The organism is Corynebacterium sp. HMSC064E07 (assembly GCF_001815745.1).
In the GTDB taxonomy this organism is placed as follows: domain Bacteria; phylum Actinomycetota; class Actinomycetes; order Mycobacteriales; family Mycobacteriaceae; genus Corynebacterium; species Corynebacterium jeikeium_D.
In genome coordinates this window covers 54494-67947 of sequence record NZ_KV821817.1, presented here as the reverse complement: position 1 = coordinate 67947, position 13454 = coordinate 54494, and the positions used below count along the sequence as shown (strand labels likewise).

General features: G+C 59.6%; 14 protein-coding genes. All 14 read right to left on the bottom strand.

Annotation, left to right across the window (positions count from 1 at the left end):
* Positions 1–2 precede the first annotated feature (2 nt).
* Positions 3–485 carry a 6,7-dimethyl-8-ribityllumazine synthase gene (gene ribH, locus HMPREF3053_RS06890; RefSeq protein WP_016422726.1) on the bottom strand — a complete coding sequence of 161 codons (483 nt, stop codon included), beginning with the start codon at positions 483–485 and terminating at the stop codon, positions 3–5.
* On the bottom strand, positions 486–1748 hold the full coding sequence (locus HMPREF3053_RS06885) for a bifunctional 3,4-dihydroxy-2-butanone-4-phosphate synthase/GTP cyclohydrolase II (RefSeq protein WP_016422725.1): 1263 nt from the start codon (positions 1746–1748) through the stop codon (positions 486–488).
* Positions 1749–1759: 11 nt separating this feature from the next.
* Positions 1760–2347, bottom strand: coding sequence for a riboflavin synthase (locus tag HMPREF3053_RS06880; RefSeq protein WP_048731872.1), 588 nt, complete (start codon positions 2345–2347; stop codon positions 1760–1762).
* 69 nt (positions 2348–2416) lie between these two features.
* Positions 2417–3469: a bifunctional diaminohydroxyphosphoribosylaminopyrimidine deaminase/5-amino-6-(5-phosphoribosylamino)uracil reductase RibD gene (gene ribD / locus HMPREF3053_RS06875; RefSeq protein ID WP_016422723.1), complete on the bottom strand. Its 1053-nt coding sequence runs from the start codon at positions 3467–3469 to the stop codon at positions 2417–2419.
* A 16-nt stretch (positions 3470–3485) separates the two neighbouring features.
* Positions 3486–4154 (bottom strand): ribulose-phosphate 3-epimerase, encoded by a 669-nt coding sequence (rpe, locus tag HMPREF3053_RS06870; protein ID WP_070767472.1) that lies wholly within the window; start codon positions 4152–4154, stop codon positions 3486–3488.
* An 11-nt stretch (positions 4155–4165) separates the two neighbouring features.
* A complete protein-coding gene (locus tag HMPREF3053_RS06865; protein ID WP_016422721.1) occupies positions 4166–5623 on the bottom strand; it encodes an RsmB/NOP family class I SAM-dependent RNA methyltransferase in 1458 nt (485 codons plus the stop codon).
* Positions 5624–6598: a methionyl-tRNA formyltransferase gene (fmt, locus tag HMPREF3053_RS06860; RefSeq protein WP_070767471.1), complete on the bottom strand. Its 975-nt coding sequence runs from the start codon at positions 6596–6598 to the stop codon at positions 5624–5626.
* 94 nt (positions 6599–6692) lie between these two features.
* Positions 6693–7196 (bottom strand): peptide deformylase, encoded by a 504-nt coding sequence (def, locus tag HMPREF3053_RS06855; RefSeq protein ID WP_016422719.1) that lies wholly within the window; start codon positions 7194–7196, stop codon positions 6693–6695.
* A gap of 60 nt (positions 7197–7256) precedes the next feature.
* Positions 7257–9293, bottom strand: coding sequence for a primosomal protein N' (locus HMPREF3053_RS06850; RefSeq protein WP_070767470.1), 2037 nt, complete (start codon positions 9291–9293; stop codon positions 7257–7259).
* Between the two features lie 49 nt (positions 9294–9342).
* Positions 9343–10560, bottom strand: coding sequence for a methionine adenosyltransferase (gene metK, locus HMPREF3053_RS06845; RefSeq protein WP_016422717.1), 1218 nt, complete (start codon positions 10558–10560; stop codon positions 9343–9345).
* 118 nt (positions 10561–10678) lie between these two features.
* Positions 10679–11959, bottom strand: a complete 1281-nt coding sequence (coaBC, locus tag HMPREF3053_RS06840; protein WP_070547083.1) for a bifunctional phosphopantothenoylcysteine decarboxylase/phosphopantothenate--cysteine ligase CoaBC — start codon at positions 11957–11959, stop codon at positions 10679–10681.
* Positions 11960–11986: 27 nt separating this feature from the next.
* Positions 11987–12265 carry a DNA-directed RNA polymerase subunit omega gene (gene rpoZ / locus HMPREF3053_RS06835; protein WP_070767469.1) on the bottom strand — a complete coding sequence of 93 codons (279 nt, stop codon included), beginning with the start codon at positions 12263–12265 and terminating at the stop codon, positions 11987–11989.
* Positions 12266–12382: 117 nt separating this feature from the next.
* Positions 12383–12955, bottom strand: a complete 573-nt coding sequence (gmk, locus tag HMPREF3053_RS06830) for a guanylate kinase (RefSeq protein ID WP_070438382.1) — start codon at positions 12953–12955, stop codon at positions 12383–12385.
* Between the two features lie 5 nt (positions 12956–12960).
* Positions 12961–13287: an integration host factor, actinobacterial type gene (gene mihF, locus HMPREF3053_RS06825; protein WP_016422714.1), complete on the bottom strand. Its 327-nt coding sequence runs from the start codon at positions 13285–13287 to the stop codon at positions 12961–12963.
* Between the last annotated feature and the right edge of the window lie 167 nt (positions 13288–13454).

Here is a 13454-nt window from a genome sequence, read left to right as displayed (position 1 = left end):
TCTTACTCAGCTCCACCTTCACGAAGGGACTTCAACACTGCGACGGTGTGCAGCGCTGCGGCCATGGCCTCGCGACCTTTATTCTCCGCGGCGCCCTCACCGCCGGCACGATCAATTGCTTGCTGTTCAGTGTTGCAGGTCAACACACCATTGCCAACTGGCGTTTCACAGTCCAGTGCGATCCGCGTCAGGCCCTCAGTCACCGAGTCGCAGACATAGTCGAAGTGCGGCGTACCACCGCGGATAACGCACCCCAGCGCCACCACGGCGTCGTGAGTTCGCGCGAGCTGTTGCACCACAACCGGAATCTCCAGAGCACCGACGACAGTCACATCCGTGACTACAGCGCCGACCTCCTCGGCCTGGGACAGCGCTTCACGACGAAGCTGCCCAGTAATCTCCTCGTTCCAGTGAGAGGTGACCAGACCGACGGTCACACCAGTGGAATCGGGAACGGAAATTTCAGGAAGACCTGCGCCACTCATCTACTGTGCTCCTTCTGTCGAAATGCCGTGGGTCTCCATGTACTCATCCAACCAAGGGAGCTCATGGCCCATGCGTTCGCGCTTTGTCAACAAGTATTTCAAGTTATCCTCGTTGACCTCAACTGGCACCGGTACCCGGCGGCTCATCTCCAGTCCATAACCACCTAGGCCGGCACGCTTGGTCGGATTGTTCGTCAGCAGCGCCATAGTGGTGACTCCAAGATCCTGCAGAATCTGTGCACCAGTGCCGTACTCACGGGCATCCGACGGCAAACCGAGCGCAAGATTGGCATCAACGGTGTCAGCGCCTTCATCTTGCAGATGGTAGGCCTGCAGCTTCGGCATCAGACCAATGCCTCGGCCTTCGTGACCGCGCATGTAGAGGATGACGCCACGCCCCGCTTCGTGAACCATGCGCATGGAGTTGTGCAGCTGCTGACCGCAGTCGCAGCGGCGAGATCCCAGTGCGTCGCCAGTGAGGCATTCGGAGTGCACACGCACGAGGACGTCCTGACCATCGTTGGAAGACACATCCCCCACAACGAGAGCGACATGCTCAACACCGTCGATAAGGCTCCGGTACCCAATGGCACGGAACTCGCCGTAGTCGGTCGGCAGCTTGGTTTCGACAACGCGTTCAATCAAGTGCTCGTTGTGGCGACGGTATTCGATCAGCTGCTCAATGGAGATCAGCGCTAAATCGTGCTTGTCGCAGAAGCGACGCAGTTCCTCCGCGCGCGCCATACCGGTCGGGTCTTCCTCGGAGACAACCTCACACAGCACGCCGGCAGGACGGAGCCCTGCCAGGCGGGCGAGATCGACCGCAGCCTCGGTGTGGCCGGCACGGACGAGGACGCCACCATCGCGAGCTCGCAACGGGACCACGTGTCCTGGTCGGGTGAAATCGTGCGGGCTCGACGTGGGGTCAGCGAGAGTACGAATGGTGTTCGCACGATCTGTGGCGGAAATACCGGTCGTACCGGTGTTGGCATCCACGGTCACTGTGTATGCGGTACCGCGGGCATCCTCATTCTCTGACACCATCGGTGGCAGATTCAGACGCTCGCAGTCCTCGGCGGTCAGCGGCGCGCAGATGTAACCAGAGGAATAGCGAACCATAAAGGCAACAAGTTCAGGCGTTGCCTTCTCGGCGGCGAAGATGATGTCGCCCTCGTTCTCACGATCTTCATCGTCGACGACGACCACGGCCTTACCGGCTGCGATGTCCGCAATGGCCCGCTCTACAGAATCGAACTTAATCACAGTCTTGTAGCTTATCTTTCCAACATTTTCTCGACGTACTTGGCTAGCACATCGACTTCCAAATTGACCTTGGTGCCTACCGCGGTCGAACCAATAACGGAGTCCGTCAGCGTCGTCGGTATCAGGCTGACTTCAAAGAACCCCTCGCCTACTGCAGAGACGGTCAACGAAGTACCATCCACGGCAATTGAGCCCTTTTCCACGACATACTTGGAGAGATGCTCCGGCAGCGAAATCCGCACTACTTCCCAGCGCTCCCCTGGCGTGCGCGAAATAACCTCGCCGGTGCCATCGACATGTCCCTGCACGATATGGCCGCCAAGGCGTTGACCGACTGCGGTTGCACGTTCGAGGTTGACCTTGGAGCCGACCTCAACTTGGCCGAGGCTCGACCTAACCAGAGTCTCTTGCATGAGATCAGCGGTAAAGAAATCATCGCCAAACTCCACGACGGTCAAACAAACGCCATTGACAGCAATGGAATCACCGTGGTGCACGTCGTCAAGCACGGTGGTCGCGCGAATGGTCAGAGTAATGGAATCGGCTTCGCGGTGGATTTCGCGAATTTCGCCGAGTTCCTCAACAATTCCCGTAAACATAGTGGTCAGGAAAATCCTTTACCGTTTGTTATAAATTGAAAGATTTTTACAAAATTAACTCTAGCCGGTCTACCCGCGATCTTTGCCACTGCGGAGAGCCGTAATCAAAATGTCATCTCCCAGAGTCTCGACCGCGACGGTACGAAAGCGCGAGATGTCAGTGATGGTGGTCTCATGGTTGGCCGATGTCACCGGCAGACCAGCTCCGAGAAACGCCGGGGCAATGTAAGACTCAATCGCGTCGACAGCATCGGCTTCTAAGAAAGCGCTGGCGAGCCGTGGGCCGCCTTCTACCAGCACGTCAATAAGTCCCATATCCGCCATTGTCTCCAGCGCCACTTCCACATCGTGAGTGCGAATGTGGCGGAAGTTATCGCCGCGGATATTCGCATCGGCGGCGACCTCCGAGGTGCCGATCGCGATGCGCAGGGGTTGCGTTGACAGCTCCTCGCCGTCTGGTGTGCGCGCGGTCAATCGCGGATTGTCAGCGAGCACTGTTCCCGTTCCGACGACAATCGCTTGCCGACGTGCACGATCGATATGTACCCGTGCCCGCGCCTGCTCCCCCGTAATCCACTGCGAGGTGCGGTCGGTAGCGGCGGCGAAACCATCCAGCGTGCCCGCCGTCTTCAGCGTGATGTGTGGGCGCCGAGTGCGCTGCCAGTGTAACCATGGACGCAGATAGCCATCCGCCACACGATTGCGTTGGAACTCCTCGACCACGTCGATTCCCTTGTATCGCAACCACTCGCTGCCGCCAGCGGCCACGGGATTAGGATCGGCGACCGCAAATATGACGCGGGAAACTCCGGCTGCCGCAAGTGCCTCGGTGCACGGTGGTGTACGGCCGATATGATTGCACGGCTCTAGTGTGACCACTGCAGTACCGCCCTGAGCTCGTGCCCCCGCCATTTCTAATGCTTGTGGCTCTGCGTGTCGGCCACCTACCGGCTCAGTTCCGGCCACTCCTACCGCAATCCCTGCGGTATCGAGGATGACGCAACCAATCGGTGGATTGGGATAGGTGGTGCCCCGAACTCGCTGGCCGGCTTCTATGGCCAATGCCATAGCTTGAGCGTCAGTCAGCGGCTGTGCGGAGACGAGATCCGGAAACTGTGCCACCGTGCTTCACCGCCGTCTACTTAGTTGCAGCAGTAGTGGCCAATGCGCGCAGCTCATCGACAGCCGCCGCACGATCATCAGCGCCGAAAACGGCCGACCCTGCAACGAAGGCGTCGCAACCGGCGGCGGCAGCGGATTCGATGGTCTTGGCGGAGATACCACCGTCAATCTCGATCAGAGTATCCAGACCTTCGGCATCAATGCGCTGACGCAGCTTCTCGACCTTGGTTAGCTGATCCGGCATAAAGGACTGGCCCCCGAAACCGGGTTCGACACTCATGACCAGCACCTCGTCGAATTCGGCGAGGTAATCCAGCCACGGCTCAATTGGGGTACCCGGGCGCAGCGAGAACCCGGCCTTCACGCCCTGGGAACGAATGTGGCGTGCCAGTGCGATGGCATCGTCGACGGCTTCCACATGGAAAATAACGGAGCTCGCCCCCGCCTTAATGTAGGTGTCGACCCACTTCTCCGGGTTCTCAATCATGAGATGGACATCCAAGTACTTGTCCGTCACCGCAGCTACGGCCTCCAGCACCGGAGCGCCGAAGGACAGGTTGGGAACGAAGTGGCCATCCATGACGTCGATATGCAGCCAATCTGCATTGGCTACAGCCTCAACCTCGCGGTCGAGGCGAGCGAAGTCAGCAGCGAGAATGGACGGGGCAATAATTGGTGCGCTCATAACCTCTGAGCCTAGTCGTTCTTGCGCAAAACTGAGAAGAACATCGCATCGGTACCGTGGCGGTGTGGCCACATCTGCACAGATGGATACGGTCCGACATCAGTCATCGGCGCTACCAACTCGTGTGCATTCAGCTCCGTCACCGGCAATTCCGTCACTGCCCTATCGACAATGCCCCTGGTTTCCCGCAGATGCGGAGAACACGTGGAATAGACGATGATGCCACCCGGCCGTGCCAGACGCACAGCTTCACTGAGCAGTTCAAACTGCAGCGCAGTCAAGGAGTTCAGATCGGACGGCGACTTCCGCCAGCGCGCTTCCGGGCGACGGCGAAGCGAGCCCAAACCAGAGCACGGCGCGTCTACCAAAATGCGGTCAAAGCCTGCCTCCAGCCCGGTATCGCGACCATCCGCAACGGTTACAGTCACTGGCAGCCCGGCCGTGGCCTTCTTCACCAGTTCTGCGCGAGTCGCAGATACCTCAACAGCGTCGAGCTTCGCGCCCTCAATAGCTGCGATGCCGCCGATGAAAGCTGACTTACCACCGGGGCCGGAACACAAATCTAACCAGCGGCCGCTGTCTTCACCGGCAACGGGTGCCATGGTGACGGCACGCGCAATGAGCTGAGAACCCTCGTCCTGCACCGCAGCCAAGCCCTGTCGGACCGGCTCCAATTCTCCTGGGGCACCGGAATCCAAGCGCACGCAGTACGGCGACCACGGTCCCTCTTCACCGCCGGTGATCAGTGCCAATTCCTCAGCAGTAATCTCGCCCGGACGAGCGACCAAGTGCACCAACGGGCGCGCATCGTCGGCAGCGAGTGCCTGCTGCAGCTCACCGGCTTGTGCACCGAGTGCGCGGGCAAACTCCATCGCAATCCAGCGCGGGTGGGCATGCTTCATCGCTACGTAGCTAATCGGATCGGTCGCAGGATCCGGCGCGACCTCAGCCACCCATTCGCCTTCGGTCTTCGAGGAAACTTTCCTCAAAATGGCATTGACAAAGCCGCGCGCACCAGGTCCCGCTACCTTCGCCACCGCCCGCACCGAGGTATCGACCGCCGCGTAGGCATCGACGCGCGTACGCAGCAGCTGGTACGTGCCCAGGCGCAACACATCCATCACCGGTCCAGCAATATCGTTTAACGGGCGTGACGACGATGCCTCAATCACGGCATCCAACAGGCCTTCCGCCCGCAGTGTGCCGTACGTCAGCTCAGTTGCAAAAGCAGCATCCCGACCCTTGAGCTTGTGTGCCTTCAGCAACCTGGGCAGCAGCAGGTTCGCGTAAGCATCATTCTCGCGAACGTCGGCTAGTACCTTCAGTGCGACCTTGCGCGGTTGGTCAATGCCACCGCGATTGTCCCCACCTCTGTTGTCACGGTTACGGTTGCGGTCATTGCGGTTCTGTCCGCTGCGGTTGCCGCGCTGCCGTCCGCCACCGGTGTGGCGGGGTTTGTCGTTGCCCATTTACTCGCAGACCTTTCCGCCGGGTTGGCTACCTCGCGCCCAGTCGGACGCATCCATCATCTTCTTACCCTGTGGCTGCACCTTCACCAGCTGCACATAGCCATCGGCACAACGCACAGATACTCGGTGCTTCTCCACTACCAACTCACCCGGTGTGGCGGCTGCCGCCTCCGGAGCAGCTGCCTTTCGCACCTCGTCGACCGCGGCGCTGTCCTCGTCGGAAAGCGGGGTGAGCTCTCCGACCTTCAAACGTGCGCCGTCGAGAGTTGTCCACGCACCTGGGGCAGGCGTGAATGCACGAGCGCGGCGGTCAAGAAGATGTCGCGGCTGAGTCCAAACGATTCGGGCATCCTCCGGCCCGAACTTAGCGGCGTAACTGACATCCTGTTCTGGCTGAGCGGTCGGACGCAACGCACCGGCTTCGATGCCGTCCATGGTGGCGGCTAGAAGATCCGCGCCGGAGTATGCCAGGCGGGTCAAAAGGTCGTCGGCATTATCGGTCGGGCGAATCGCTTCGGTGACGGTACCGAAAACTGGTCCGGTATCCAGACCCTTTTCAATCCGGAAAGTACTGGCACCCGTGACTTCATCGCCGGCAGCGATAGCTGCCTGCACCGGCGCGGCACCTCGCCAAACAGGAAGCAGTGAGAAATGCAGATTGACCCAGCCGTGCGTCGGTACATCGAGCAATTCCTCCGGCACGAGATTGCCGTAGGCGACCACCGGGATGCAGTCGGCGTTTAATTCGCGGATCTGCTGCTGGATCTCTTCATCGCGCAGGGTCGTCGGGGTGAGCACGGGAATGTCGTGTTCCAAGGCCAGAGCCTTCACCGGCGAGGGCGAAAGCGACTTACCGCGGCCACGGCGGGCATCGGGGCGAGTGAGAACAGCGACGATTTCATGACGGGAGTCTTCGAGCAACTTCTTCAGTGCAACGACAGCAGGTTCCGGGGTTCCGGCAAAAATCAGGCGCACAGTAAGTGGATTCCTTCCTGGTGGACCTAGTTGTTCTAGTTAATCTAGTGATGAAACTCGGGGCGCCACACCCAGGGGTCTAGGCGCAGGTGAGTTAACCGCGGTTGAGGAACCAGTCCTGCTCACGCAGAGAACGCATCGCGGTCTTGCGCTCGTCGCCCTCGAGACGCTTCAAAAACAGCACACCATCCAGGTGGTCGCTTTCATGCTGCACACAGCGAGCCAGCAAATCATCAGCTTCGAAGCTCACCGGTGTGCCGTGGCGATCCTGGCCAGTAACGCGCACACGTGCGTGTCGAGTCACGGGTCCATTAATACCCGGGATAGATAGGCATCCTTCGATTTCGTGGACAGTCTCGTCGCCGATGGCTTCCCATTCCGGATTGACGATGTGCCCGCGGGTGCCGTTGCAGTCGTAGACGAAAACGCGCTGCAGCACGCCGACCTGGTTTGCCGCGAGCCCGACGCCCTGTTGCTCGTCCATCGTGTCGAACATGTCATCAATCAGGTGCGACAGCGTCGCGTCGAAATCAGTGACGGTATCCGCCTTGGACAGCAACACCGGATCGCCGAAAAGACGTACCTCACGAACTGCCATGAACTTAGAGCCTCCAAGAAAACTGGTGTGAATCAAGCGATAACGCGCTCATTTTAGCAGCTAGCCGAAATTAATCGGATCGACGACAACGCGCACCGGCGTCGGGTCCTTCCTGGTCGCTCGAACGACCTGTGCTGCCTTCAACGCCGCTCCCACCGCCCGTGCTTGCCGACGGTCACAGCGCACCAACATCCGCTGAATAGGTGTACCCGGTTCCACGCCTGCTGGTGGTCTGGCGTTGCGGGGAAGGTCTACCGGCCCCAGGATTTCCGCGCCCGATGGAACCTCCAGGGACTCCATGAAGTTACGCAGGCCCTCTTCAGTCCCGTCCACCGCTGCCACGTGAAAGGCCGGAGGCAGAGTGGCGGCTGTACGGTCGGCCAATTCCCTGTTCGCAGCGCCTACCGCGTCCCATGCCAGAAGATCGGCCACAGTCGGGACTGCAGCATCCGCATCGATAACCACTGCCCCTCCTCGCTCCCGCGGTCGCGCAAGCGTGACAGCTCGAGACCAATGCGCATAGGCCTCTTCATGAGCGCGCAAGTCCTGCCGGCCGAGCATCGCCCAAGTGTCCAGCAGCATCACTGCACCGTAGCCCTCCGGCGCATAAGGCTCGGCTCCCGGCGTGGCCACCACGACCCTCGGGCCTTCGGGAATGTCGTCAACAATCCGTTCGCCAGAGGAAGCGACGACTGGGAATGGACTGAAAATACGACCAAACTCTTCCGCCGTACGTTCACTGCCGACCACGACTGGCCGAATCTTGGTGGAACCGCAGCTATGGCAACGGTGGTGGATGTCGATGCGGCCACACCACCGACAGGTCGGCGGCGCCGGATCGTCCGGGTTATCGGACGGTGGAATTCCCAGTGGACCGTTACACCAGCGACAGCGCGCAGGAGCACCACAGGAACGACACGACAATGTCGGTACATATCCCTTGCGGGGTACCTGGACCAGAATCGGAAGCTCTTCGCGCAGCGCGGCTTTTGCCCGTCGAAAAGCGATGGCAGGAAGGCGTCCCCTACTGACGTCATCCGGGTCTTCGGAAGTGTCCGTGGAGGCAATCATCTCCGGCATGGATTCAGCTAGGGCGTCGGCGCCTGCAACCAGATTGTGCGCCCAACCTGAGGAGACCAGCAGCTGCACCTCTGCTGTACGGCTATACGATGCAAAAATAAGAGCGCATCCCTCCTGCGCACTTCGCGTGACCAGCACCTCGCGAGAGTGGACGTAGGGTGCGCGGGGGTCTACGAGGTTGTCATCGCCATCATCGACAATCACTGCTAAACGCAGATTCTGCACTGGGGCGTACGCTGCCGAGCGCGTTCCGACGACTATGCGCCCCTGGCCGTGCAGGATATCCAGGTAGCGGCGATAGCGGGACTCGGGACCGAGACCAGCCCCGAGAAGAGTGAGCTGACGGGCAGAAATGAGCTCGCGAAAAGCGCTCTCGAAGCGTGCCTGCGTGCGTGCGTCCGGCACAATGATGAGAACACCGCCACCATCGCGGGCGACCAAAACGCTGAGCGCGGCGAGCATGGCTGCCACCTGTTCCCCTGGAACTGGCTGCCACGCTGCGCGTGCCGGGGCGCCCTTGCGGACGGAATCGACAAAGGATTCGCCGAAGACATAGTTGCCCCACGCGGAAAGGTCCGGATCCTCGGTGGCAAGCTTTCCCAATTCCTCCCACGTTGGGGGCATCTTCTCCTTGCGGGCACGTTCGGCCCGTGCATGACGGGTTGGGATGGCGGATCGAATGATGTTTGAGCGTGTTGCGCCGTAATACTCCGCCAGAGAATCCACCAACCGTCGAAGCTGTGGCGGATAGACAACCTCAGTGCTGATGACATCCTTGAGATAGGACAGTTTGCCGTCGTGAGTGGGCGTGGCACAGCGCTCCAGCACCAGCGCATTGACCAATTGGCCGTGGAATCGAATCCGCACCCGGCAACCGACAACCGCTTCCTCCGCTAGCGCGCGCGGAACCAGGTAATCGAAGGGGCGATCCAACTGCGGCAGCCCCAAAAGTGGAAGCACCCGCGCGACAGGCAGCTTCTCAGCTGCGGCGGCGGGTGCGAAAGGGGCGTCGGTCATAGAGTCTTACTCTACTTCCCCACCCCAGGGTCATGCTGGCGGGTGGTGTTTATCCCAGGCCAGCGGCTGCGCGGAGCTCTTCAACACGGTTGAGTTGCTCCCACGGCAGGTCCAAGTCAGTTCGGCCGAAGTGACCGTAGGTGGAGGTCTGCGCATAAATCGGGCGCAGCAAGTCCAGGTCACGAATAATAGCGGCCGGACGAAGGTCGAAGACCTTGTTGATAGCCTCGCGGATGGCGTCGTCCGAAACGTGACCGGTGCCGAAAGAGTCGACGTAAAGGCCTACCGGGCGAGCGCGGCCGATAGCGTAGGCGACCTGAATCTCCAGGCGGTCAGCCAGACCCGCAGCCACGGCATTCTTCGCAACCCAACGGGTGGCATAAGCGCCGGAGCGGTCCACCTTTGACGGGTCCTTACCCGAGAATGCGCCGCCACCGTGACGAGCCATACCGCCATAAGTGTCGACGATAATCTTGCGGCCGGTCAGGCCGGCATCGCCCATCGGCCCACCGATAATAAATTGGCCAGACGGGTTGACCAGCAGCTTCAATTCATCGGTAACAAAGCGCTCGCGCAAGTTAGCGTCGTCGAGCACCCAATCGACTACGTGAGTCTTAATCTGCTCGGTAATCCACTCCTGGGTCACATCCGGGTCGTGCTGCGTGGACACCACAACAGTGTCCAAGTACACCGGGTTATTGTCTTCGTCGTAAGCGAAGGTGACCTGAGTCTTACCATCCGGTCGAAGCGATGGGACGATGCCTTCCTTGCGTACCTGCGTCAAGCGGCGAGCCAGGCGGTGTGCCAGCGCAATCGGTAGCGGCATGTACTCCGGAGTTTCGTTGGTAGCGTAGCCGAACATCAGCCCCTGGTCGCCAGCGCCCTTGAGATCTTCTGCTTCGACTTCGCCATCAGAGCTGCGTGCTTCCAGAGAAGTGTGCACACCGTCGTGAATATCTGAGGACTGCTCACCGATCGAAACGGAGACGCCGCAGGTCTTGCCGTCAAAGCCCTTTTCAGAAGAATCGAAACCGATCTCCTTCAGTCGACTCCGGACAATACCGGGGATGTCAACGTAGCTCTTCGTGCGAACTTCGCCAACAACATGGACTAAACCGGTAGTCACCACAGTCTCAACGGCGACCATCGATGCAGAATCCTGCGCGAGCATAGCGTCAAGGATGGAGTCCGAAATCGAGTCGCAAATCTTATCTGGGTGCCCCTCGGTAACAGATTCACTGGAAAACAGCCGAAGATTAGAGGCCACGAGCAGTACAACTTTCTTCTAGATCATTTCCCCACGCCTGCGGTGTCGCTGCGGCGTGGGTTTTCGTTTGATTCGATAATTATAGACCAAGCGGTTCAGTCGCCGTAGTAGGCCTCCGCTACTCCGCTGGCTGAGGTTCCTGTCGCAGCTCGGAAACTGCATCCAAAATCGAACCGGCCACCGAGAATTTTGAGCCCCGCGGCACGTCCCACTGCTCGCCATCGAGAGACAACAACCATCCGACATTGTCCGTCGCACCGAAAGTTTGCCCACCTGAGACGTCGTTACACATGAGCAAATCGCAGCCCTTGCGCACAATTTTCTGCTTCGCAAGCTCGAGTGGCGTCGTCGTCTCGTCGCCGGTCTCAGCCGCAAAGCCCACCATCGTCGTGGTTGCCGGAATCTCGCCCGCTTTACGCCGCTCCACAGTGGTAGCCAGAATGTCAGGGTTTTCTACGAGCTGGATGTTGCTCAAAGCGTCGTCTGCGACGCCCTTCTTCATCTTGGCCCCAGCGGTCGATGCCGGACGGAAGTCGGCGACGGCAGCGGCAAAAATGCAGACATCGGCCAACTTGGAGTGTTCGTGGGCGGCCTTGGCCATCTCCAAAGTGGAATCAACCTTTACAACATTCGCGCCCAGCGGTGTCGGCAACTGATCTGTATGTCCTGCCACCACAGTGACCTGAGCGCCACGCTGTGCTGCCATCTCAGCTAGCGCGAAGCCCTGACGCCCTGAGGAGTGGTTGCCGATAAAACGTACCGGGTCGATAGCCTCACGGGTGCCACCGGCAGTAATCATGAAGCGCACGCCCTCGAAGTCGCGGCGGAAGTGGCGCGGATTCTCGACTGCCGCTAATGCCAGCGAAACTATCTGCTCTGGCTCCGGCAGACGACCTGGACCAGTGTCCTTACCAGTCAAACGGCCATGGGCCGGATCGAGGACAATAGTGCCATGGCGACGAAGAATCGCGACATTATCGCGCGTAGCTGGATGGTTCCACATCTCAGTGTGCATGGCAGGAGCCAGAACCACCGGGCAGGTCGCCACAAGCAAAGTTGCGGTGAGAAGGTCGTCGGCACGCCCGTGTGCGGCACGCGCCATAAAGTCGGCAGTCGCGGGAACCACGACGACGAGGTCGGCCTCCTGCCCCACGCGGACATGCTGAACTTCATCGACTGCGTCAAAAACCGTAGTCGACACCGGGTTCCCCGACAGCGCCTCGAAAGTAGCCGCACCTACAAAATTCAATGCGGACTCGGTGGGAACGACGCGAACATCGTGACCGAGTTCCTTGAAGCCACGAACAACGTGTGCGGCCTTATATGCAGCGATGCCGCCGGCAACCCCGACGACAACCTTTAAACATTCGGATACGTCAGCATTACCGGCGGCATGCATACAGATATCTCCCCTTAAGGAAATGCTCTAGCCCTCAGTGTGGTCCAGCAGACCAGCGTTGATTTCACGAAGAGCGATGGACAGAGGCTTCTCAGCGACCCCCGGAGTAACCAGCGGGCCAACGTACTCCAGCATGCCTTCGTCAATCTGCTGGTAGTAGTCATTAATCTGGCGTGCACGCTTGGCAGCGAAGATAGCCAGAGCGTACTTCGAAGAAGCCTTACCAAGCAGCTCATCGATCGGCGGATTGGTAATACCAATTGGCGGGTCGAACACTGCCTCGGTGGCGGGATTTTCCTGGGTCACGAGAAATCTTTCCTCAATAGAACGTGAGTTACTGGGGTGACAATAGAAACCGTCGGAGCAATAGAAACACCATTGCTTGGAAACGATTTCTACTATCGATGATGTGGAGTCGCCCTGTTACTTGCCAGTAGTCAGCGCCTGAGCGATGGCCGCCACAGCATCATCGACATTGTCGTTGACAACAACCTCATCGAATTCGTGCTGAGCATCCATTTCCACTCGCGCGGTTTCCAGGCGACGCTTGACTTGCGCCTCGGTTTCCGTGCCACGACCAGTGAGCCTGCTGACGAGAATCTCCCAGCTTGGCGGAGCCAAGAACAGCAGGTGAGCATTCGGCGCTACCTTACGGATGGAGCGGGCTCCCGCCAGATCCACCTCAACGAGTACCGGACGTCCCTCGGCGAGAGCTTTATCCACCGGGCCACGCGGCGTTCCAGAACGCTGCAGACCACCGTGGATTTCAGCCCACTCGAGCATCTCTCCTGCATCAATATGCTGTTGGAACTTCTCCGGGGTCACGAAGAAATAGTCGCGGCCATCGACCTCACCCGGCCGTGCGGCGCGGGTGGTCATGGAAACGCTGAAGTACAGTCCGGGAACCTCGGCACGGAGCCGACTGACAACAGTGGATTTTCCCACACCGGCAGGGCCGGCAAGGACTACCAGCTGACCGTTTTCATTCCCGGCCACTGCGACTAGTCCTCCACTGCGTAGCCGAAGCGCTCCAGCAGAGCGCGACGCTGACGGTCACCCAGGCCACGCAGGCGGCGGGTCTGAGCAATCTCCAGGTCATTCATGATGTCCTGTGCCTTGACCTTGCCGACCTTCGGCAGAGCCTCGAGCAGAGCGGAGACCTTCATCTTGCCGATGATCTCGTTCTCGTCAGCCTGCTTGAGAACCTCTGGCAGGTCGATAGCGCCACGCTTCAGCTTGTCCTTGAGCTCTGCGCGTACCTTGCGGGCCTGAGCTGCCTTCTCGAGTGCTGCTGCACGCTGCTCCGGGGTCAACTGCGGAAGGGCCACGTGTTCCTCCGTAAAAATAGATTGGTTAGTTTCTTATTTACTTGCACGAGCCTCGCGTCCACCAAGGGCAGGCAACGACACCGTGCTTAACGATTGGAGACCGTACCGCACTTACCGGTTGTTGAGGCAAATGCTGACGGGGTGTCGATAAAAATGACACCAGGGCT

Bases quoted from the DNA above. Each gene is read 5' to 3' on its own strand.
- ribH (WP_016422726.1), bottom strand. From the start codon at position 485: ATGAGTGGCGCAGGTCTTCCTGAAATTTCCGTTCCCGATTCCACTGGT.
- HMPREF3053_RS06880 (WP_048731872.1), bottom strand. From the start codon at position 2,347: ATGTTTACGGGAATTGTTGAGGAACTCGGCGAAATTCGCGAAATCCAC.
- rpe (WP_070767472.1), bottom strand. From the start codon at position 4,154: ATGAGCGCACCAATTATTGCCCCGTCCATTCTCGCTGCTGACTTCGCT.
- HMPREF3053_RS06865 (WP_016422721.1), bottom strand. From the start codon at position 5,623: ATGGGCAACGACAAACCCCGCCACACCGGTGGCGGACGGCAGCGCGGC.
- def (WP_016422719.1), bottom strand. From the start codon at position 7,196: ATGGCAGTTCGTGAGGTACGTCTTTTCGGCGATCCGGTGTTGCTGTCC.
- HMPREF3053_RS06850 (WP_070767470.1), bottom strand. From the start codon at position 9,293: ATGACCGACGCCCCTTTCGCACCCGCCGCCGCAGCTGAGAAGCTGCCT.
- coaBC (WP_070547083.1), bottom strand. From the start codon at position 11,959: ATGCATGCCGCCGGTAATGCTGACGTATCCGAATGTTTAAAGGTTGTC.